The organism is Variovorax sp. WS11, from assembly GCF_010499245.1.
Classification (GTDB): Bacteria; Pseudomonadota; Gammaproteobacteria; order Burkholderiales; family Burkholderiaceae_C; genus Variovorax.
The window spans coordinates 401,329-421,698 of sequence record NZ_JAAGOW010000002.1; the positions used below are offsets into that span (position 1 = coordinate 401,329).

Genomic DNA, 20,370 nt, shown 5'->3' on the forward strand with positions numbered 1-20,370 from the left:
GAGAAACACACATGATCGACAACCGCATCGCCCTTGCCGCTTCCCTCTTCGCCCTCGCCTTCTGCGGCGTGGCAGCCGCAGCACAGCCCGGCACCGGCGGTCCTGCCCCTTCCGCTGCCGCGGCACCCTCGGCTCACGCCGCCGAACTCGTCGACGGCGAGGTCCGCAAGATCGACAAGGACGGCAAGAAGCTCACGCTCAGGCATGGTCCCCTGAAAAACCTCGACATGCCCGGCATGACGATGGTCTTCCAGGTGAAGGACGCCGCCATGCTCGACCAGGTCCAGACCGGCGACAAGGTCCGGTTCCAGGCCGAGAAGATCGACGGCAAGTTCACCGTCACCCAGCTCGAAGCAGCGCGCTAGGCGGCGCGATGCACCGCCGGGGCGGCGGGTCCGCCCCATGCCGCCGGCTGGCGGCAGTCACCCGAAGGAGAACCACCATGTCCCATGAGAGATACGCCCAGTGCATCGCTGCCTGCAACGATTGCGCGGTGGCCTGCAACCACTGCGCCGCATCGTGCCTGGCCGAGGACGACGTGAAGATGATGACAGGGTGCATCGCGCTGGACATCGATTGCGCGGCGATCTGCCAACTGGCTGCCGCCGCGATGGCGCGTGGAAGCAGCTACGCCGGGGCCATCTGCAAGCTGTGCGCCGAGATCTGCAAGGCCTGCGGCGACGAATGCGCGAGGCACAAGGCCCAGCACTGCCAGGACTGCGCCGGCGCTTGCCGCCGCTGCGCCGAAGAGTGCCTGAAGATGGCCCGGTAGTCTCAAGCATTCCCCTTCCAGCGCCGCAGCAGCAGCGCGTTGCTCACCACGCTCACGCTGCTGAAGGCCATCGCCGCGCCGGCGATGACCGGGCTCAGCAGGCCGAGCGCCGCCAGCGGGATGCCGACCACGTTGTAGACGAAGGCCCAGAACAGGTTCTGCCGGATCTTGGCGTAGGTTCGGCGGGAGATGTCGATCGCGTCGCTCACCAGCGCCGGGTTGCCGCGCATCAAGGTGATGCCCGCCGCATGCATGGCCACGTCGGTGCCGGTGGACATCGCGATGCCGACATCGGCCGCGGCCAGCGCCGGCGCATCGTTGATGCCGTCGCCCACCATGGCAACGCGCCCTCCGCCGCTCTTCAACGAGCCGATGATGGCGGCCTTCTCCTCGGGCAACACCTCTGCCAGGACCGTATCGATGTCCAAGGCAGCGGCCACGGCCCGGGCGCTGCCGGCGTTGTCTCCGGTGATGAGCGCCGTGCGGATGCCCTGGGCATGCAGCTGGCGCACCGCCTCCCGTGCGCTGGCCTTGGGCGAATCGCCGAAGGCGAGCAGGCCGACGAGCGCAGGCTGCGCCGTCACGTCGGCCAGCCAGGACACGGTGCGGCCTTCTGCCTGCAGCTGTCCGGCCCGGGCCTGCAGGGCCCCGAGATCGACGCCGAGCTCGCCCATGTAGCGCGTGCTCCCCAGGCGCAGTGCCCGCCCGTCGACCCGGGCCGAGACGCCGCGGCCGGCGACGGCACGCACCTCGCTGGCCGTGGCCACGACGGCGCCCGCGCGCGAGGCCGCTTCGACCACCGCGCGCGCCAGCGGATGTTCGCTGCCGGACTGGATTGCGGCGCTTGCGCGCAGCAAGGCGCCGTCATCGCCGTTCGCCGCCTCGAAGGCCACGAGCTCCGGCCGGCCTTCGGTCAGGGTCCCGGTCTTGTCGAAGGCGACGACCTTGAGGTCGTGCGCGACTTCCAGCGCCTCGGCATCCTTGATCAGGATGCCGTGCCGCGCCGCAACGCCGGTACCGGCCATGATCGCCGTCGGGGTTGCGAGGCCCAGCGCGCAGGGACAGGCGATGACGAGCACCGCGACTGCATTCAGGATCGCGGCTTCCCAGTTGCCGGTGGCAAAGCCCCACCCGAGCAGGGTCAGCAAGGCGACGCCGATCACCACCGGGACGAACACGCTGCTCACCCGGTCGACCAGGTGCTGGATCGGTGCCTTCCCGGCCTGGGCGGATTCGACCAGGCGCACGATGCGCGCAAGCGTCGATTCGGCGCCGACGGCCGTGGTGCGGATCACCAGCAGGCCGGGTCCGTTCATCGAGCCGCCCGTGACGGAGGCGTTCTCCTGCTTCGCCACCGGCAGGCTCTCGCCGGTGATCAGAGATTCGTCGACCTCGCTCGTCCCCTCGACCACGACGGCGTCCACGGGCACGCGTTCGCCGGGCCGGACGACGACGAGGTCGCCGGGCCGGATCTGCCCGATCGGCACGTCCTGGTCGACGCCGTGCCTGCGCAGCCGCGCCTTGTCAGGACGCAGCGCTTGGAGCGCGCGGATCGCCGCCGTGGTCTGGCGCTTGGCCCGGGTCTCGAGCCACTTGCCGAGCAGCACCAGCGTGATGACGATGGCCGAGGCCTCGAAATACAGGTGCGGCATGCCATGGCCGGCATGGCGCAGGAGCAGATAGACGCTCAGGCCCCAGCCGGCCGAAGTCCCCAGTGCCACCAGCAGGTCCATGTTGCCGGCACCCGCCTTCAACGCCTTCCATCCGGCGCGGTAGAAGCGCGCACCGAGCCAGAACTGCACGGGCGTGGCCAGTGCCAGCTGCAGCCAGCCATCGAGCATCCAGTCCTCGCCGAGCAACAGCCCTGCCATCGGCAGCGCGAGCGGCACGGATAGCAGCGCTGCGATGGCGACCGGCCACCAGTCCGGCCAGCGGCGCGGGCTCGCCACCGCCGCGCTGCCCTCATCGGCCGGCCTGCGGGCCTCGTAGCCGGCCTTCCTGACGGCGGCGATCAGCGATTCCACGTCGACCTCCCCGCTCGCGAGCTTGACTTCCGCCTTCTCGGTGGCCAGGTTCACCGACGCGGAAAGCACACCCGGAACCTGGGAGAGCGCCTTCTCGACGCGCGCCACGCAGGATGCGCAGGTCATGCCCTCGATGGGCAATGACCAGCGCTGGTTTTCGAGTCCCGGCGCGGCAAGCGCAGCACTCCGATTCATGAGGGCTCCTCTGTTCGTGCATTCGATGCGGATGCCTCGAATGTCAACCCTCCCATCATGGGAGAGTCAAGCATGAACAGCGCCCTTCCTCCGCGAAGGGTCACCCGCCGTGCGCGCCGATGCCTGCGAGATGTCCGGGCGTTCAGCCCAGCGGTCCATAGTCGATGAAGCCCTTGTTGATTTCCCCGACCTTGCGGGCCAGCCGGTAGACGCCGCCGCCATCGCGCGTGCGGCTCGCGTCGGTGTTGCCTTCGATGGTGGCGAGGATGCCGGCCGAGACCGACTCGATCAGGCCGGTGTGGCCCGCGCCCCTGCCGTGGTCCATGATGAAGATCATGCCGGGCGCCAGCCGCGTGGGATCGGCCGTCGCCGCGGCCGCGGGGATGCGCGTCGCGCCCTTGGCCACGGCCTTGTTCCAGTGATCGAGGCAGCCCGCGGTGCGCACCATCGGATTGCCGGTGCGACCCAGCGTCTTCGAGGCTTCGTCGAAGCAGTAGTAGACGAAGGCGCAGCACCAGGGCAGCCCGGCCGGCACGCCGACGCGGGCCAGGTACTTCTCGACATCGGGGCCGCGGTTCGAGTTCATCGGCACCTCGCGCACCTTCTTCTCCTCCTCGCCCGCGGCGACCGCCAGCGCCTGCGCCAGCAGATCGGTGCCGGCATCGGCGCTCGCCGGCACGCTCTCGGTCCCGAAGATCGCGCCCCAGGTCAACGCGCCGATCTCGCCGTCCTGCTTCAGCGGACGGCCGGCCGAATCGACGTGGCGGGCCTGGAACAGCTTCACCACCCGCTTCATGCCGGCGTCGAAGACCATGCCCTGCGGATCGAGGCGCGCGGCCGGGTCGCTGTCGCCGCCCATCATCAGGCCGAGCTGGGTGCGCAGCGCCTGCACGACCGCGGCATCGGCCTCGCCGAGCTTGACGATGCGACCGGGATAGTCCATGGGCTTCTCCTTGGGGCTTGCGGTTCAGCTTAGGTCCGCGCGGGGGGAAAAGCATCTGGCGAACGGCTTATTCCAGAACGCCGGCGCACCGACCGCCAATTCCACTGGTTGGAATTGGGTGGCTGCGCAGGACGAGCATGCGACCTAAGCTTTGGCCATGCCTCGATCACTTCCATCCCCTCGCCTGCCGGCCTTGCGTCGCCGGCAATTCCATGGGCTCGCCGCAGCCGCGCTGTTCGCGCTCTCGGCGGCACCCGCCCTCGCGGCCTTCCCCGACAAGCCGCTGCGCATCGTCGTGCCCTTCGCGCCCGGCGGCGGCACCGATGCCATCACCCGCTCGCTCGCCATCGGCATGGCGCAGGCGCTGGGCCAGCCGGTGATCGTGGACAACAAGCCCGGCGCCGGCACCATCATCGGCAGCGATACGGTCGCCAAGAGCGCGCCCGACGGCTACACGCTGGTGATGGCCACCTTCGCGCATGCCGTCAACCCGGCCCTGCAGCCCAAGCTCCCCTACGACACGGACAAGGCCTTCGCGCCGGTCGCGCTGGTCGGCGTCTCGCCCAACGTGCTGGTGGTGCGCGCCGACCAGCCCTACAAGAGCGTTGCCGAGCTCGTCGCCGCGGCCAAGGCCAAGCCCGGCAAGCTGACCTTCGCCTCGCAGGGCAACGGCACCTCGGCGCATCTCGCGGGCGAGCTCTTCAAGAGCCTCGCCAAGGTGGACATCACGCATGTGCCGTACCGCGGCGCGGGACCGGCCATGACCGATCTGCTGGGCGGCCAGGTGGACATGATGTTCGCCACCGCGGCGGCGGCGCGTCCCTTCGTCAGCGCGGGAAAGATGCGCGCGCTGGCGGTCACCACGGCGCAGCGCTCGCCGGCCTATGCCGGCGTTCCCACCCTGGCCGAGGCCGGCGTGGCGGGCTATGCGGCCGAGAGCTGGTACGGGCTCTATGCCGCCGCGGGCACGCCCCGGGACGTGATCGCGCGCCTCAACGAGGCGGTGCGCCAGGCCGCGAAGGCCGAGGCCTTCGTGAAGCAGACGCAGTCGGAAGGCCTGGCGGTCGACGTCAGCGCCCCGGAGGCGCTTGAGCGCTACGTGCGGGCCGAGGAGGTTCGCTGGCGCAAGGTCGTCAAGGACGGAAACATCACGACGGATTGAAGCGACAGAAGGAACAACCCACCATGAACACAAGCACCCAGATCCGGCTCGATGTCGAATCCGGCATCGCCACCCTGACCCTCGATCGCCCCGAGAAGCGCAACGCGATCAGCGACGCGATGCGCACCGAGCTCATCGCCGCGCTGGAGCAGGTCGCGGCCGATGCAGGCATCCGCGCGCTGGTGCTGACCGGCACGGGCAAGGGCTTCTGCGCCGGCGGCGACGTGGCCGGCATGCAGCGGCGCATGGAAGCGCCGGCCGGCGCTGTCGGCTTCAACGGCTGGACACGTCAGCAGCGCGTACACCACTCCATCGCCCTGCTGCACACCATGCCCAAGCCGGTGATCGCGGCAGTCAACGGATCGGCCAACGGCCTCGGCGCCGACATGGCGCTGGCCTGCGATTTCGTGATCGCCTCGCAAGAGGCCAGCTTCGCGTGGAGCTACATCAAGCGCGGCCTGATCCCCGACGGCGGCGGCATGTACTTCCTGCCGCGGCGCGTGGGGCTGTCGCGCGCCAAGCAGCTGATCTTCACCGGGCGCAAGGTGGAGGCGGCCGAGGCGCTGCAGCTGGGCATCGCCGACCGAATCTGCCGCGCCGACGCGCTGTTGCCCGACGCGCAGGCGTGGGCGCGCGAGCTCTCGCAGGGCTCGGCCGCAGCGCTGGCGCTGGGCAAGTCCATCATCGACCGCAGCTTCGAGCTGCAGGCCGAGCAGGTCTTCGCGCAGGGCAGCCAGGCGCAGGGCATCTGCTACACGACGCAGGAGCATCGCGATGCGGTGCTGGCCTTCCTGGATGCAGGCAAGGAGAAGTCGGCATGAGCGCGGACGACCCCATCGCGCGCCTGCTCAAGCCGCGCAGCGTGGCGGTGATCGGCGCCTCGGCCGATCCGGCCAAGACCGCCGGCCGCCCCGTCGCCTACCTGCAGCGCCATGGCTTCGCCGGCGCGATCTACCCGGTCAACCCGCGCGCCGCCGAGATCGGCGGGCTCAAGAGCTACCCCGACGTGCCCTCACTGCCCGAGGCACCCGACGTGGGCATCGTGCTGCTGGGCGCCGAGCGTGCGCACGAGGCCGTGCGCGCCCTGGCCGAGCGCGGCAGCGCGGCCGCCATCGTGCTGGCCAGCGGCTACACCGAGGTCGGAGAGGAAGGCGCGCGGCGCCAACGGCAGCTGCTGGAGGCCGCTGGCACCATGCGCATCCTGGGCCCCAACACCATCGGCCTGGTCAACCTGACCGACGGCATCACGCTCTCGGCCACCGGCGCGTTGGAGATGGAAGGCTTCGAGGCCGGCTCCATCGGCGTGGTCTCGCAAAGCGGCGGCATCCTGGGCGCCCTGCTCTCGCGCGCGGCGGCGCGCGGAATCGGGCTGTCGAAGCTGATCTCCACCAGCAACGAGGTCGACCTGGACCTCGCGGACTTCGTGGACCACCTGGCGGACGACGAAGCCACCTCGGTCATCGCGCTCTACATGGAAGGCCTGCGCCATCCGGACAAGTTCCGCGCGGCAGCGCTCAAGGCCGCGCGCCGCGGCAAGCCGGTGGTGGTGTTCAAGGTCGGCCGCTCGGAGGCCGGCGCCAGTGCAGCCGTGTCGCACACCGGCGCGCTCGCGGGCGCGGATCGCATGTACGACGCGCTGTTCCGCGAGCTGGGCGTGATCCGCGCCCAGAGCTTCGCCGACCTGCTCGACGTCCCGGCCGCGCTGGCGACCCGGCGCGTGCCGCGCGGGCGGCGCGTGGCGGTGCTGACCTCGACCGGCGGCGCCGGCACGCTGGTGGCCGACAGCCTGGGCAGCGCCGGCTTCGAGACGCCCGCCCCCGACGCGGAGACGGCCGCGGCCCTGCGCGCGCTGCAGTCGGGCGAGCAGGCGGTGCTGGACCGCAACCCGATCGACGTCACCCTCGCCGGCCTGCAGCCGCAGCTGCTGCGCGGCGCGATCCGCGTGTTGCTCGCCAGCCCTTCCTACGACGCGGCGGTGGTGATCGTCGGTTCCTCCGGCCTCGCGATGCCGCAGCTGATGGCCGATGCGATCCACGACAGCTTGCCCGGCAGCGACAAGCCCCTGCTGGTCTACGTGAGCCCGCATGCGCCCGGCATCGCGAGCCAGCTGAACCAGCACGGCGTGCCGGCCTTCATGGCACCCGAGAGCTGCACCAGCGCCCTGGCCGCGATGCATGCGCTTGCGAGTTGGACTGCGCCGGTCGCGGTGCCCGAACGCCCGGCGCTGCCGCAGGTCGACGACCTGCCCGGCGGATCGCTGGACGAGGCGCAGGCCAAGCAGCTCTTCGCACGCTTCGGCGTGCCCTGCGCGCGCGAGATCGTGGTGGCCGACGCGCAGCAGGCACAGCAGGCCGCACGCGAGCTGGGCGGCGCGACGGTGCTGAAGATCCTCTCCGGCGAGATCACGCACAAGAGCGACGTGGGCGGCGTCGCCGTCAACCTCTCCGCCGAGCAGATCGGCCCCCGCCTCGAGTGCATGGCCGCCGAGGTGGAGACGCACACCGGCCTGCGGCCGCATCGCTTCCTGGTCCAGCAGATGGTGAGCGGCGGCGTGGAGCTGATCCTGGGCCTGCACCGCGACCCGCTGGGCAGCGCCGTGCTGCTGGGCATGGGCGGCGTGACGGCCGAGCTGCTGAAGGACACCGCGCTGCGCATGCTGCCGCCCGGCGGCCTCACGCGCGAGCAGGCCGCGGCGCTGGTGCGCGAACTGAAGACCTGGCCGCTGCTCGACGGCTTTCGCGGACGGCCTGTGTGCGACCTCGAGGCCCTGGTCTCGGCCATCGTGGCCTTCTCGCAGATGGCGGCTGCGCTGGGCGACCGGCTGGTGGAAGCGGAGATCAACCCGCTCTTCGTGCTGCCGCGCGGCCAGGGCGTGGTCGCCGCGGACGGCGTGGCCGTGCTCGCGGCCTGAGCATCACCCGACAACAAAGGAGACAAGTCATGAACCCGAAGCGCCTCTCGCGCCGCCATTTCAATGCCTCGCTGGGTGCGGGCCTCGCGCTCGCGGCCCTCGCGCCCACGGTACGAGCGCAGGCCTTTCCGTCCCGGCCGATCCGCATCGTCGTGCCCTTCGCGCCCGGCGGCCCCACCGACCTGATGGCGCGCGCCATCGCCAAGAACATGGCCACGAGCCTGGGACAGCCGGTGATCGTCGACAACAAGCCGGGCGGCGGCGGCGTGATCGGCATGAGCGAGGTGGTGCGCGGACCGGCGGATGGCTACACGCTCGTCTTCCCCTCCATCCTCGCCGTCACCAATCCGGCGCTGATGGCCAACTACCCCTTCGACACGCTGCGCGACTTCGCGCCGCTCACCGTGGTGGGCTTCATCCCGCATGCGGTGGTGGTGCGGCCCGACTTCCCGGCGAAGACGCTGGCCGAGCTGGTCGCGATGGGCAAGGCCAAGCCCGACAGCCTGTCCTACGGCTCCTCGGGCAACGGCACCTCGGCGCACCTGGGCGCGGCGCTGTTCGTGCAGCGCGCGGGCATTCGCGCGACCCATGTGCCCTACCGCGGCGCCGGCCCGGCGGTGCAGGACCTGCTGGGCGGCCAGATCCAGTTCATGTTCCTGGACATGAGCTCGGCACTCGCGCAGATCAAGGCCGGCAAGCTGCGCGCATTGGCGGTGGCGCCCAAGTCGCGCTTCGCCGGCCTGCCCGAGGTGCCGACGGTGGCCGAGCAGGGCTACCCCGGCTTCGACGTGCATGGCTGGTACGGCCTGCTCCTCAAAGCCGGCACCCCGGCGCCCGTGATGCAGCGGCTCCACGCCGAGGTCAAGCGCGCGCTCGACACGCAAGAGGTGCGCGAGATCTTCCAGGCCCAGGGCATCGAGCCCGGCGGCATGCCGTCGGCCGAATTCGCCGGCCTGGTGCGCGACGACCTGGCGCTGTGGAAGCGGACCGTCGACCAGTTGGGCATCACCCTGCAATGAGGAGCCATCGGACCGCCATGCGCATCGCCATCCCCGACGACTACCAGGACTGCGTCCGCACCCTCGCCTGCTTCGCCCGGCTCGAGGGCCACGAGGTCCGCATCTTCAACGACACGGTCAAGACCACCGACGAACTCGCGGCCCGCTTCGCCGATGCCGATGCGATCGTGCTCACGCGCGAGCGCACGCGCATCGACGCCGCCCTGCTCGACCGCCTGCCCCGGCTGCGCCTCATCAGCCAGACCGGCAAGCTGGCAGGCCATGTGGACCTCGAGGCCTGCACCGCACGCGGCGTGGTGGTGGCGGAGGGCCGCGGCGCCGGCGCATCGACCGCCGAGCTGACCTGGGCGCTGACGCTGGCGAGCCGGCGCCACCTGGTGCAGGAAGCTCAGCGCCTGCAGCAAGGCCTGTGGCAGGGGCACCTGGGCCAGCAGCTCGGCGGCCAGCGCCTGGGCGTGTGGAGCTATGGCCGCATCGGCCGGCAGGTGGCGGCCTACGGGCGCGTGTTCGGCATGAAGGTCTGGGTCTGGGGGCGCGAAGCCTCGGTGCAGGCCGCGCTGGCCGACGGCTTCGAAGCTGCGCCCACGCGCGAGGCCTTCTTCGCCGAGAGCGACGTGATCAGCCTGCACGTGCGCCTGAACGCACAGACCGCCGGCATCGTGCGCGAGGAAGACCTTGACCGCATGAAGCGCGACGCCCTGCTGGTGAACACCAGCCGCGCCGAGCTGATCGCGCCCAATGCACTGGAGCGCGCGCTGCGGCGCGGCCGGCCCGGCTTCGCGGCCGTCGACGTGTTCGAAGAGGAGCCGCTGCAGGGCGCCAGGCACCCGCTGCTGAGCTTGCCCAATGCGCTGTGCACCCCGCACATCGGCTACGTGGAGCGTGACAACTACGAGCGCTATTTCGGCATCGCGTTCGACCACATCAACCAGTTCGCCGACGGCACGCTCGCGGACATCGTCAACCCGGAAGCGCTGGTGTCCGCACGCCGCTGAGGGTCGCGCGGCAGCGCGCGCGAAGCGGTGCCATCATTGCCTGCATGTGCGTCACATGAGGTGCAGACAGGAACATGAAGCGTGCCGACATCGCCATCCTCCCCGCCGAGCAGCTGTCGCGCAGCGCGCTGGCCGGGCTCTGGAACCTGGCCTACGAGGGCTACTTCGTGCCGGTGGCCTTCGACGAGCAGCGCTTCGCGCGGCATCTGCGGCGCGCCAATGTCGACCTCGGCGTGTCGAAGGTGCTGATGGCCGGCGGCAAGCCGGCCGGCCTTTCGCTGGTGGGGCGGCGCGAGGCGCGCGCCTACCTCGCCGGCTTCGGCATCGTGCGCGCGCAGCGGCGCCGCGGACTCGCGCGGCTGCTGATCGAGGTGCAGCTCGCGGCCCTGCCCGCGGCGGGCGTGCGCGAGCTGGTGCTGGAGGTCATCGAGCAGAATCCCGCGCGCACCCTCTACGGCCAGGCCGGGTTCGAGGCGATGCGGCCCCTGGAGCTGCTCGAAGGCACGCTGGACACGCGCACCATCGCGGCCGTGGCGCTGGACGTGGCCGATCTCGCCGCCGTGCATCCCCGCTGCAGTGCCGTCGCGCGGCCGACCTGGCGCCGCGAGCTGCCCACCGTGCTGGATGCCCTCACCCACGAGAACGCCGCCGCGATCGGCGTGCGCCGCGGCGGCACCGTCGTGGCCTATGCCGTGCTGCCCGAGCCGGCCCGACACGACGGCACCCTGCTCGATGCCGCGGCCGTCGACGAGGCCGCCGCGCATACGCTGCTGGACATGCTCTCGTCCGCGCGCCCCGGCACCCGCTGGCGCCTGGTCGACGAGCCCGGCGACAGCCCTTTCTTCCACGCGGCGCATGCGCGAGGCCTGGTCCCGGTGATGCGCCAGATCGAGATGAAGCGCTACTTCCAGTGTCAGTAGTCCCAGTTGCCCGGTACCCAGCGAAAGACGTCGCCGGCGAGCGCCACCCGGCCGAGGGACGGGAACGACAGGTGCGTGGCCACCAGCGGCTCGCGGGTCGCCGCCAGCTCCCGCAAGAGCCGGATGCGGACGCGGACCGCCTCCTCGGGGTCGTGGTCGAAAGCGTTGTACCAGTCGGGCCGATCGAAATGGTCCGGAAACACGGCATCGCCGAGGAAGGTCAGCCGGTCGCCGCCGGACGCGAGGCGGACGACGCTGTGTCCGGGAGTGTGGCCGCCGGTGCGACAGACGACCACCCCCGGGGCCACCTCGTACTCCGCATCGAACGGCCTCAGCTGGCTGCGGTACTCGTCCAGGAACCGCTTGGCGGCCGATCGAAGCACATCCGGCATCCCGCCAAAGGTGTTGCGGGAGAAATCGGGCGACTCCCAGAACTCGACCTCGGCGGCCGCCACGTGGATCGGCACGTCCGGACGCAGCCGGCTCTTGAGCCCGTCGGCGAGCAGGCCGCCAACGTGGTCCACGTGCACGTGGGTCAGCACCACGTCGGTCACGGATGCGAGATCGATGCCGGCGTGCTCCAGTCGATGGGCCAGCAGCCCCCCGGCCCGCGGGAAGTCCGGGTACTCCTCCCCCATCCCGGAGTCGATGAGTATGGTGCGCCCGCCGCTGCGCACCACGACCACGTTCAGCGGCCACTTGTACACGTCCGACGGCTGAAGCTTGCCGTCCAGCCAGGCCGCCAGTTCGGCCGGGTCGGCATTGGTGGCCAAAGTCGTGGCCGGCAGCGGAAACACCCCATCGCTGATCAGCAGCACGTCGATGTCGCCGACCCGCAGCGCGTAACGGGACGGAACCAGCTCGTCGGGCATCTGGCCGGGGCTCTGGCTCCCGGATCGCAAGGTCTCATCTACGGAAAACATCATGGAATCTCCAATAAACGGCCCCCGGGGCCCAACCAGTCGGGCGACTGGCAGCAAGTCTCCGTTCAACACCCCGGGGTTGTCGGGCACGGATCACGGCAGAAGGCCGCATGTGTTTCATCGTAGAAACGGAGGGGCACGAGCGGTAGGCCTGCAAGCGGACGCGCCGTGGTGCCTGATACACACCAATCGGCACCATCGAGCGAATCGCGAAAAAACGTATTTCCGTGACAGGACACCTGGAAGCGCAGTGCCGCACGCATGACACCCCCGATCGACGAGAAGCCCGGACGCTCCCCGGCCAACCGCTCGCTGGAACGCGGCGTGGAGATCCTGCGTGCCTTCCGGCCCGGCTCCGAGCTGCTGGGCAACGCCGAGCTCGCGGATCGCACCGGCTTGTCGCGCTCCACGGTGAGCCGGCTCACGCAAACGCTGGTGGGCACCGGCCTGCTGCACCTGGATGCGCGCCGCCGCGCCTACCGGCTGGCACCGGCGGTGCTGAGCCTCGCGCATGCGATGCGCTCGGGCTCCACCATCCTGGGCATCGCCGCGCCGAAGATGCGCGCGCTGGCCGAGGCGCGCAGGATCAACGTGGGCCTGGCCGCACCCGACCGGGACGAGATGGTCTACCTCGAATCGATCCGCTACAACCGGCGCGTCTCGCTGCGCAGCGTGGTGTCGGGCCAGCGCGTGCCGATGGAGCTCACCTCGCTCGGGCGCGCCTACCTCGCCGCCGCGCCCGAGCCCAAGCGCAAGGCGCTGCTCGCGCTCTTCAGGAAGCGCCGCAAGGGCCAGTGGCCCGCGCTGGCCGAGGAGATCGAACTCGCGATGCAGAGCGTCTGGCAGCGCGGCTTCTGCGCCGCCGCCTGGCAGCCCGAGGTGGTCGCGCTCGCGGCGCCGCTGCGGTGGGAGGCCCAGCCGCGCTATGTGCTCAACCTCAGCGTCTCCACCGCGGAGACGGTGCAAAGCGTCGAGCAGGAGCTCTCCGGCGCGCTGCTCGCGCTGGCGGCCGACATCGAAGGGGCGCTTGCGAAGGAGGCGTGAGTGCATCGGCTCGAACGAGCCGGGAATTGCAAAGGCGAGCTCTCGAGAAGCAAGCGAAGCGCATTCGAAATGTCAACCCTGAAGCCACCAATCCGAGTCCCCTTCCGATGGGGTATGTTTGTTTGACAAATTGATGACATAAACCCCGTGTCCCCGTGTCCCCGTGTCCCCGTTTCCGAGGAGGAACGCGCGATGGACTCCTCGAATGCCGCGATGGCCTGCGATCCCGTGGTGGGCCGAGATCCCTGGACCTTGGCCTGGCGGGTGTTCGCGCCGCTCGCGGTGTGGCTGATGCTGGCCAAGACGCTGCTGGTGATGAGCGCCCTGCACGCAGCGCCTTACGCGGGTTCCGGCAGCGCCGCGCTGCTCCAGTGGCTCTGGTCCTTCACGCTGCTGCGCTTCGCGCTCGCCCTGCTGGCGGGGCTGGTCATTCAGCAACTGGCGTTTCCCAGGCATCGCTGGCTGGGCCTGCCGATCGCGGCGGGCTTCATGGTCGCGCTGGCCGTCGCGGCGAGCTTGACCCGGGCCAGCGCGAGCTGGCTGGACGCGCTGCAGCTCTGGTCCGGGACAGCCTGGGGTCAGCTGTGGGGCTTGGCAGCCTGCCTGTGGCGCGACGCGATCTCGCTGGCTGTCGGGGTGCTGGCGGCAGGCCTGGCGATCCGGCTCGTTCCGGCCCGCTCGCGAGTTGCCGCCGTGCGGGTGCTGCAGGCCGTGGTGGTGCTGCTGTGCGCGCTGGTGGGCATCGACCTGGCCTACGAGCTCAGCACCGGCCAGCCCGCGAGCCTGCGGGTGCTTCGTTTCGCGGCGACGCACTTGCGGGAGATGCTGCCGCTGATCCGCTCGGAGACCACGCCGCTGGGCCTGCTCGCCATTGCCGGCGGCATCCTGCTGGCAGTGGCCTGGGCATGGCGGGAGCGCAGACTGGCCTGCGCGCCCCTGGCCCGCGGAATGCGCAGCAACGCCATCGGCGCCGCCACGCTCGCACTGTCGCTGGCCTTTTTCCTGCCTGCACCCTCGCCGCTGCTGCTGCCGCTGCTGCGCCATGCAGAGAGCAAGCTGATCGACCTGGCAAGGAGCCTGCGGCACACGCCCAGGGACGAGGCGCGTAAGGACGTGATGCAGGCCTTCGAGCGCTCCCGCCGTCCACCCTGGCATGACGACCATCTGATCCTCCGACCCACACCGCAGGCCCGGGACAGGAACGTGGTGCTGGTGATGCTGGAGTCGGTGCGCGCGAAGTCCACGACGCTGCACGACCCCGGCCTGCCCACCACGCCCTTCCTGAAGGAGCTGGCCGACCAGGGCCTGCTGATCGAGGACATGAGCGCCGTCATTCCCAGGACGGCCGCGGCCTGGATGGCCATCCTGGGCGGCAAGTACCCGCTCGCGAACGAGCGCACCGCAGACTGGGTGCAGGCGCACGGCCGCGAGCCCGAGGCGCGTTCGCTCGCCTCGGCGCTGCGCGACATCGGGTACGCGACCGGCTTCTTCACGCCCACCGACCTGCGCTTCCAGAACGACGTCGAGATGATCGACGCCTTCGGCTTCGACACGGTGAAGACCGAGATCGAGCTCACCCGGCCCGGCGCCGAACGGGTCACCTATTTCGGCATCGCCGACGAGACGATGGTGCGGCCGATCCTGGATTGGTCGCAGGCGCAGCGGCAGGCGCAGAGGCCCTTCTTCGCGGCGATCATGACGAACGTGGGCCATCACGATTTCCGCACGCCTGCGAGCTGGCGGAAGATCCGCTTCGAGGGCGTTTCCAACCCTCAGCTCGAGGCCTACTACAACTGCCTGCTCTATGTCGACGGCATTCTGCGGCAGCTGGTGGACGGCTACCGCGCGCTGGGGCTGCTCGAAGACACGGTGTTCGTGTTCGTCGGCGACCACGGCCAGATGTTCGACGAGCACAACGCCAGGCAGACCTACAACGCGCTCTACCAGGAGGGGCTGCACGTGCCGGCGCTTATCTACGCGCCGGGGATGCCGCTACTGGTACCGGGGGTGGTGAAGGGCGCGCGCCTGCAGGTCGACATCCTGCCGACCATCGCCGAGCTGCTGGGCTACCGCATCGAGGGCGCGCAGTTGCCCGGCGTCTCGCTGTTGCAGCCCGTGGACGCGGATCGAAGGCTGTTCTTCTCCAGCAGCATCGACTGGACCTTCCTGGCGGCACGCCGTGGGTCGCGCAAGTACATCTACAGCTTCGACCGCAAGCCGATGGAAGTCTTCGACCTCGCGCGCGATCCCCGCGAAGCCCACCCGCTTCAGATCGGCAAGGAAGAACTGGCGCAAGTGCGCCTCGAGATGCTGCAGTGGCGCATGCAGACCACGCTGTCGATGATGGTCACGCCGATCGCGTCGGGCGAATGGGCGCTGACCGGGAACGGCCGGTGAGCACAGCCTGGGACTCGGCAAACAGCTCCCTGATCACCCCCCGCAGCCAGCTGTTCGCCGGATCCGCCTCGAAGCGCTTGCTCCAGTGCAGCGACACCGCGAAGTCGCGCAGCGGAAAGGCCGGCTCCACGATGGCGTAGCCGCCCTCCTCCGCGAAGCCGCGCGCGATGTTGCGCGGCATCACCACCGCCAGGTCGGTGGCGCGCACGATGGCCGGCAGCACCATGAAGTGCTCGGTGGTCAGGCGCACCCGATCCTCCAGGTTGAGCAGCTGCAGGATGCGCAGCGTCTCCGCGTGCGTGCGCACCGCCACGTACTCCAGCTTCTGCAGCGACTCCAGCAGCGCCTGGCCGCTGCGCCGCCCGCGCGTGAAGGGATGGCCCTTGCGCAGCAGCACGATGTAGCGGTCCTTGAGCAGGAGGATGCGCTGCGTGTCGCTCACCTTGGGCAGGAAGCCGAAGGCGAAGTCGACGCGGCCGCTGTCGAGCGCGGTCGCGATCTCGTCGAGCGCCAGCGGCAGGGTTTCCAGCCGCACCCCGGGCGCCAGCGCGCCCAGGCGCGCCATCAGCGCCGGCAGGAAACGGCCCTCGCCGATGTCGCTCATGTGGATGCGGAAGGTCTTGCGCGAGGCCGTGGGCTCGAAGCGGTCGGGCTCGCTGAGCGCCTCCTCCAGCGTGCCCAGCGCCGACTGCACCGCGGCGGCCAGCCGCTCGGCGCGCGGCGTGGGCGCCACGCCGCCCGGCGCGCGGGTGAAGAGCGCGTCCTGCAACAACAGCCGCAGGCGGCCCAGGCCATGGCTGGCGGCCGGCTGGGTGAGGCCCAGCGCATCGGCCGCGCGGCTCACGCTGCGCGCGCGGTAGACGGCGTCGAACAGGCGCAGCAGGTTCAGGTCGATGGTGTCTATATGCATGGCATTCATGTCGGATAGCACGATTATTTTATTGATACCCGGGGCTGCGGCTCGCACACTGCCAACCGGCGGCGCGGATGGCGCTATGCATGCCCCCCGCGGCTGCCGCACAACCAAGAAGGAGACAGCCATGCCCCAGTTCCGCCTGCATGCCACGCTCGCCGCCCTGCTGTGCGCCGCCACGGCCGCATCCGCCCAGCAGCCGCCCGCCGAAGAACCCGGCTGGGCCAAGGGCCGCCCCAAGACCGAAGCCGCCCAGCGCATGGCGCCGGTGCCGGCCTTCCCGATCCCGACCGCGGCCGACAAGCTGCCCACCGCCAAGTTCAAGCTGCCGCCCGGCTTCAAGGTGGAGACCTGGGTCTCGGGCGTGCTCGATGCGCGCGAGCTGCGCCAGGGGCCCGGCGACACGGTGTTCGTCAGCACGCTGTTCGTCGCCAACAAGGTCTACGCGGTCAGCCCCAAGGGCAACACGCGCGAGGTCAAGACCATCATCGACAAGATGGAGAAGGCCACCGGCATCGACTACCACAAGGGCAGCCTCTACCTGGCCACGCACAAGCAGATCCTGCGCTACGACAACATCGACTCGAAGCTCGACAACCCCGGCCAGCCGACGGTGCTCTACGACAAGCTGCCCGGCGGCGAGGACCACAGCTGGAAGTTCATCCGCATCCACAAGGACAAGCTCTACTTCCCGATCGGCGCGCCCTGCAACATCTGCGACCCCGGCGAGTACGCCAAGATCTACCGCATGAACCTCGACGGCAGCGGCATGGAGACCATCGCCAGCGGCGTGCGCAACACGGTGGGCTTCGACTTCGATCCCAAGACCGACCGCCTCTGGTTCACCGACAACGGCCGCGACTGGCTCAGCGAGGAGATCCCGAACGACGAGCTCAACGTCGTCACCGGCCCGAACCAGCACTTCGGCTACCCCTACTGCCACCAGGGCAACATCCCCGACCCGGAATTCGGCTGGGGCAAGTCGTGCAGCGACTTCCAGAAGCCTGCCGCATTTCTCGGCCCGCACGCAGGCTCGCTGGGCCTGAAGTTCTACACGGGCAAGATGTTCCCGGCCAAGTACCAGGGCGCGATGTTCATCGCCCGCCACGGCCCGTGGAACCGCACCAACAAGTACGCCGACGTGTCCGTCGCCTGGCCCGACGGCAAGGGCGGCGCGAAGGTCGAGCCCTTCATGACCGGCTTCGTCGAGAACAACAGCTACCTCGGCCGCCCGGTCGACTTCCTGATCCTGAAGGACGGCTCGCTGCTGGTGAGCGACGACCACGCAGGCGCCATCTACCGCATCAGCTACGGCAAATGACGAGGGGAGCACGCGCATTCGCATGGATCACGGCGGCGGCAGCGTGCTTCGGGCTCGCGACGCCGGCCGGCGCCCAGGGCGGCAAGGCTTCGCAGGGCCAGGGCGGCGCGGGCGCGCATGCGCAGCGCTTCGCCCAGCTGTGCGCGGCCTGCCACGGCGCCAACGGACGCAGCGAGATGCCGAACACGCCGGTGCTGGCAGGCCAGCATTCCTTCTACGCAATCACGCAGCTCTTCCTGTTCCGTGAGGGGCGGCGCGCCAACGAGGCGATGAGCGCGGTGGCCAAGGGCATGAAGGACGAGGACCTGCGCGGCTTCTCGGACTTCATCGCCACGCTGCCGCCGGTGCCCGCGCCGGCGCCTTCGGCGCCGCTCGATGCCGCGCGCATGAAGAAGGGCCAGGCGCTGGCGCAGGAGCACAAGTGCGTGTTCTGCCACGGCACCGATTTCAGCGGCGGCCAGCAGGTGCCGCGCATCGGCGGCCAGCGCGAGGACTACCTGCAGATGACGCTGCACGAGTTCAAGGCCGGCAAGCGCGTGGGCTACACGATGGCCATGGCCGAGGCGGTCGGCCGCATCCCGAACGAGGACCTGGACACCCTCGCCTATTACCTGGCCCGTTTCCCGGGCCAGCCCCCCACGAAGTAAACAGAGAGAAAGCGTCTTGGAAGTTTCATTCAGCAAGGAGATCGAGGCCCTGCGCCTCGGTGCCGGCGACACCTTTCACGGCGAGGGCATCCTCGCCATCACCAAGGGCCTGCTGCAGTCGGGTGTGGCCTACGTGGGCGGCTACCAGGGCGCGCCGGTCTCGCACCTGCTCGACGTGATGGTGCAGGCCAAGCCCTACATGGACGAGCTGGGCGTGCATGTGGAGGCCTGCTCCAACGAGGCTTCGGCCGCGGCCATGCTCGGCGCCTCGATCCACTATCCGCTGCGCGGCGCCGTCACCTGGAAGTCGATCGTCGGCACCAACGTGGCGGCCGATGCGCTGTCCAACCTCTCCTCGCCGGGCGTGAAAGGCGGTGTGCTGATCGTGGTGGGCGAGGACTACGGCGAAGGCGCCAGCGTGATCCAGGAGCGCACGCACGCCTATGCGCTGAAGTCCGGCATGTGCCTGCTCGATCCGCGGCCCGAGCTGGGCCGGATGGTCGACATGGTGGAGCACGGCTTCCGCCTCTCGGAGACCTCCAGCATGCCCTGCATGATGGAGCTGCGCATCCGCACCTGCCATGTGCGCGGCAGCTTCGAATGCCGGGACAACCTGCCGCCGCCGGTCTCCACCCGCGCGCTGATGGAGGAGCCGGCCGGCTTCGACTACATGCGGCTCGCGCATCCGCCGGTGACCTTCCGGCACGAGAAGCTCAAGGGGGAGGAACGCATCCCGGCTGCGCGGCGCTACATCGCCGAGCACGGGCTGAACGAGCTGATCCCGGGCAAGCATGAGGACCTGGGGCTGGTCGTCCAGGGCGGCCTTTACAACGCGCTGATCCGCAGCCTGCAGCAGCTGGGCCTCGCCGATGCCTTCGGCGCAACCGACATCCCCCTGCTGGTGCTCAACGTCACCTACCCGCTGGTGCCGGAGCAGGTCGCCGACTTCTGCGTGGGCAAGCGCGCGGTGCTGGTGGTGGAGGAAGGCCAGCCCGAGTACATCGAGCAGGAGATTGCGACGCTCTTGCGCCGGCGCGACATCCAGACGCCGCTGCACGGCTGCGACATGCTGCCGCCCGCGGGCGAACTGGGCGTCGAGGTGCTGGCGGGCGGTCTTTCGAAGTTTGCAGAGCGCTACCTGCCGCAGCATGCGCAGGACTCGGCGCAAGGCTGGCTCGCCGGCAACCGCGAGCGCCGCGCCGCAGTGGCCGCGAAGCTGGATGCGCCGCTGCCGGCGCGGCCGCCCAGCTTCTGCATCGGCTGCCCCGAGCGCCCGGTGTTCGCGGCGCTCAAGCTGGCGCAGCAGGACAGCGGGCCGGTGCACATCGCGGCCGACATCGGCTGCCATGCCTTCGGCACCTTCGAGCCCTTCTCCATGGGCCACTCGATCCTGGGCTACGGCATGAGCCTGGCGAGCCGCGCGGGCGTGTCGCCGATGATGCAGCGCAGGGCGCTGTCGATCATGGGCGACGGCGGCTTCTGGCACAACGGCTTGCTCACCGGCGTGCAGAGCGCGCTCTTCAACGGTGACGATGCGGTGCTGTTGATCTTCAAGAACGGCTACACCTCGGCCACCGGCACGCAGGACATCATCTCCAGCCCCGACGAGGAGCTGAAGGAGCGCGCGGTCGACAAGCAGCAGAGCCTGGTCGACAAGAACACCACCATCGAGTCGACGCTCAAGGGCCTGGGCGTGCAGTGGCTGCGCACGGTGCATACCTACCACGTCGACAAGATGCGCGCCACGCTCAACGAGGCCTTCACCACCGATTTCAACGGGCTGAAGGTGATCGTGGCCGAAGGCGAATGCCAGCTGGAGCGGCAGCGCCGCATCAAGCCCTGGATCGCCGGCCTGCTCAAGCGGGGCGAACGCGTGGTGCGGGTGAAGTACGGCGTGGACGAGGACGTGTGCAACGGCGACCACGCCTGCATCCGGCTGTCGGGCTGCCCCACGCTCACGATCAAGGACAACCCCGATCCGCTGAAGGTCGACCCGGTCGCGGTGGTGATCGACGGCTGCGTGGGCTGCGGGCTGTGCGGCGCCAATGCGCATGCGGCCACCTTGTGCCCCAGCTTCTATCGGGCCGAGGTGGTGCAGAACCCGAAGTGGTACGAGCGTCTGGTCCATTCGCTGCGCGGCGCGGTGGTGCGAGCGTTGCAACCCGCCTAGGCTGCGGGGACCGG

General features: G+C 70.0%; 17 protein-coding genes. 13 read left to right on the forward strand and 4 right to left on the reverse strand.

The window, feature by feature from the left end:
- Positions 1 to 11: 11 nt before the first annotated feature.
- The gene (locus tag GXN78_RS22445; protein ID WP_106557120.1) at positions 12 to 365 is read left to right on the forward strand and encodes a copper-binding protein; all 354 of its coding nucleotides are present in this window, start codon (positions 12 to 14) and stop codon (positions 363 to 365) included.
- A gap of 77 nt (positions 366 to 442) precedes the next feature.
- The gene (locus tag GXN78_RS22450) at positions 443 to 772 is read left to right on the forward strand and encodes a four-helix bundle copper-binding protein (RefSeq protein WP_106557121.1); all 330 of its coding nucleotides are present in this window, start codon (positions 443 to 445) and stop codon (positions 770 to 772) included.
- A 2-nt stretch (positions 773 to 774) separates the two neighbouring features.
- Here the strand turns inward: GXN78_RS22450 and GXN78_RS22455 are convergent, their stop codons facing one another.
- The gene (locus tag GXN78_RS22455; RefSeq protein ID WP_106557122.1) at positions 775 to 2,991 is read right to left on the reverse strand and encodes a heavy metal translocating P-type ATPase; all 2,217 of its coding nucleotides are present in this window, start codon (positions 2,989 to 2,991) and stop codon (positions 775 to 777) included.
- Positions 2,992 to 3,133: 142 nt separating this feature from the next.
- Positions 3,134 to 3,934 carry a CHAP domain-containing protein gene (locus GXN78_RS22460; RefSeq protein ID WP_106557123.1) on the reverse strand — a complete coding sequence of 267 codons (801 nt, stop codon included), beginning with the start codon at positions 3,932 to 3,934 and terminating at the stop codon, positions 3,134 to 3,136.
- Positions 3,935 to 4,091: 157 nt separating this feature from the next.
- On the opposite strand from GXN78_RS22460, the gene GXN78_RS22465 reads away from it, so the two are divergent.
- The 6 genes from GXN78_RS22465 to GXN78_RS22490 all read left to right on the forward strand — a co-directional run bounded on the left by GXN78_RS22465 (position 4,092) and on the right by GXN78_RS22490 (position 10,941).
- Positions 4,092 to 5,096, forward strand: coding sequence for a tripartite tricarboxylate transporter substrate binding protein (locus tag GXN78_RS22465; RefSeq protein WP_106557202.1), 1,005 nt, complete (start codon positions 4,092 to 4,094; stop codon positions 5,094 to 5,096).
- Between the two features lie 23 nt (positions 5,097 to 5,119).
- The gene (locus GXN78_RS22470) at positions 5,120 to 5,917 is read left to right on the forward strand and encodes an enoyl-CoA hydratase/isomerase family protein (RefSeq protein ID WP_106557124.1); all 798 of its coding nucleotides are present in this window, start codon (positions 5,120 to 5,122) and stop codon (positions 5,915 to 5,917) included.
- The gene (locus GXN78_RS22475) at positions 5,914 to 8,007 is read left to right on the forward strand and encodes an acetate--CoA ligase family protein (protein WP_106557125.1); all 2,094 of its coding nucleotides are present in this window, start codon (positions 5,914 to 5,916) and stop codon (positions 8,005 to 8,007) included. The genes GXN78_RS22470 and GXN78_RS22475 overlap by 4 nt, the downstream gene beginning before the upstream one ends.
- A 29-nt stretch (positions 8,008 to 8,036) precedes the next feature.
- Positions 8,037 to 9,026: a tripartite tricarboxylate transporter substrate binding protein gene (locus tag GXN78_RS22480; RefSeq protein ID WP_106557126.1), complete on the forward strand. Its 990-nt coding sequence runs from the start codon at positions 8,037 to 8,039 to the stop codon at positions 9,024 to 9,026.
- A 17-nt stretch (positions 9,027 to 9,043) separates the two neighbouring features.
- On the forward strand, positions 9,044 to 10,021 hold the full coding sequence (locus GXN78_RS22485) for a D-2-hydroxyacid dehydrogenase family protein (protein WP_106557127.1): 978 nt from the start codon (positions 9,044 to 9,046) through the stop codon (positions 10,019 to 10,021).
- A gap of 74 nt (positions 10,022 to 10,095) precedes the next feature.
- Positions 10,096 to 10,941 carry a GNAT family N-acetyltransferase gene (locus tag GXN78_RS22490; RefSeq protein WP_106557128.1) on the forward strand — a complete coding sequence of 282 codons (846 nt, stop codon included), beginning with the start codon at positions 10,096 to 10,098 and terminating at the stop codon, positions 10,939 to 10,941.
- Here GXN78_RS22490 and GXN78_RS22495 read toward each other — a convergent pair.
- Positions 10,935 to 11,864: an MBL fold metallo-hydrolase gene (locus tag GXN78_RS22495; protein WP_106557203.1), complete on the reverse strand. Its 930-nt coding sequence runs from the start codon at positions 11,862 to 11,864 to the stop codon at positions 10,935 to 10,937. The genes GXN78_RS22490 and GXN78_RS22495 overlap by 7 nt on opposite strands.
- A gap of 261 nt (positions 11,865 to 12,125) precedes the next feature.
- On the opposite strand from GXN78_RS22495, the gene GXN78_RS22500 reads away from it, so the two are divergent.
- Both GXN78_RS22500 and GXN78_RS22505 read left to right on the forward strand, forming a co-directional pair.
- Positions 12,126 to 12,908, forward strand: coding sequence for a helix-turn-helix domain-containing protein (locus GXN78_RS22500; RefSeq protein ID WP_106557129.1), 783 nt, complete (start codon positions 12,126 to 12,128; stop codon positions 12,906 to 12,908).
- 192 nt (positions 12,909 to 13,100) lie between these two features.
- Entirely contained in the window at positions 13,101 to 15,305 is a 2,205-nt protein-coding gene (locus GXN78_RS22505) for an LTA synthase family protein (RefSeq protein WP_106557130.1), read from the forward strand.
- Here the strand turns inward: GXN78_RS22505 and GXN78_RS22510 are convergent.
- Positions 15,256 to 16,224: a LysR family transcriptional regulator gene (locus GXN78_RS22510; protein ID WP_106557131.1), complete on the reverse strand. Its 969-nt coding sequence runs from the start codon at positions 16,222 to 16,224 to the stop codon at positions 15,256 to 15,258. The two genes, GXN78_RS22505 and GXN78_RS22510, sit on opposite strands and share 50 nt — an antisense overlap.
- Positions 16,225 to 16,345: 121 nt before the next feature.
- On the opposite strand from GXN78_RS22510, the gene GXN78_RS22515 reads away from it, so the two are divergent.
- Genes GXN78_RS22515 through GXN78_RS22525 form a run of 3 tightly spaced genes read left to right on the forward strand, consistent with a single transcriptional unit; the run spans position 16,346 to position 20,356 of the window.
- A complete protein-coding gene (locus tag GXN78_RS22515) occupies positions 16,346 to 17,539 on the forward strand; it encodes a PQQ-dependent sugar dehydrogenase (RefSeq protein WP_181360554.1) in 1,194 nt (397 codons plus the stop codon).
- Positions 17,536 to 18,186, forward strand: coding sequence for a c-type cytochrome (locus tag GXN78_RS22520; RefSeq protein ID WP_106557132.1), 651 nt, complete (start codon positions 17,536 to 17,538; stop codon positions 18,184 to 18,186). Before GXN78_RS22515 ends, GXN78_RS22520 begins: the two co-directional genes overlap by 4 nt.
- 16 nt (positions 18,187 to 18,202) lie before the next feature.
- The gene (locus GXN78_RS22525; RefSeq protein WP_106557133.1) at positions 18,203 to 20,356 is read left to right on the forward strand and encodes an indolepyruvate ferredoxin oxidoreductase subunit alpha; all 2,154 of its coding nucleotides are present in this window, start codon (positions 18,203 to 18,205) and stop codon (positions 20,354 to 20,356) included.
- The last annotated feature ends 14 nt before the right edge of the window (positions 20,357 to 20,370 follow it).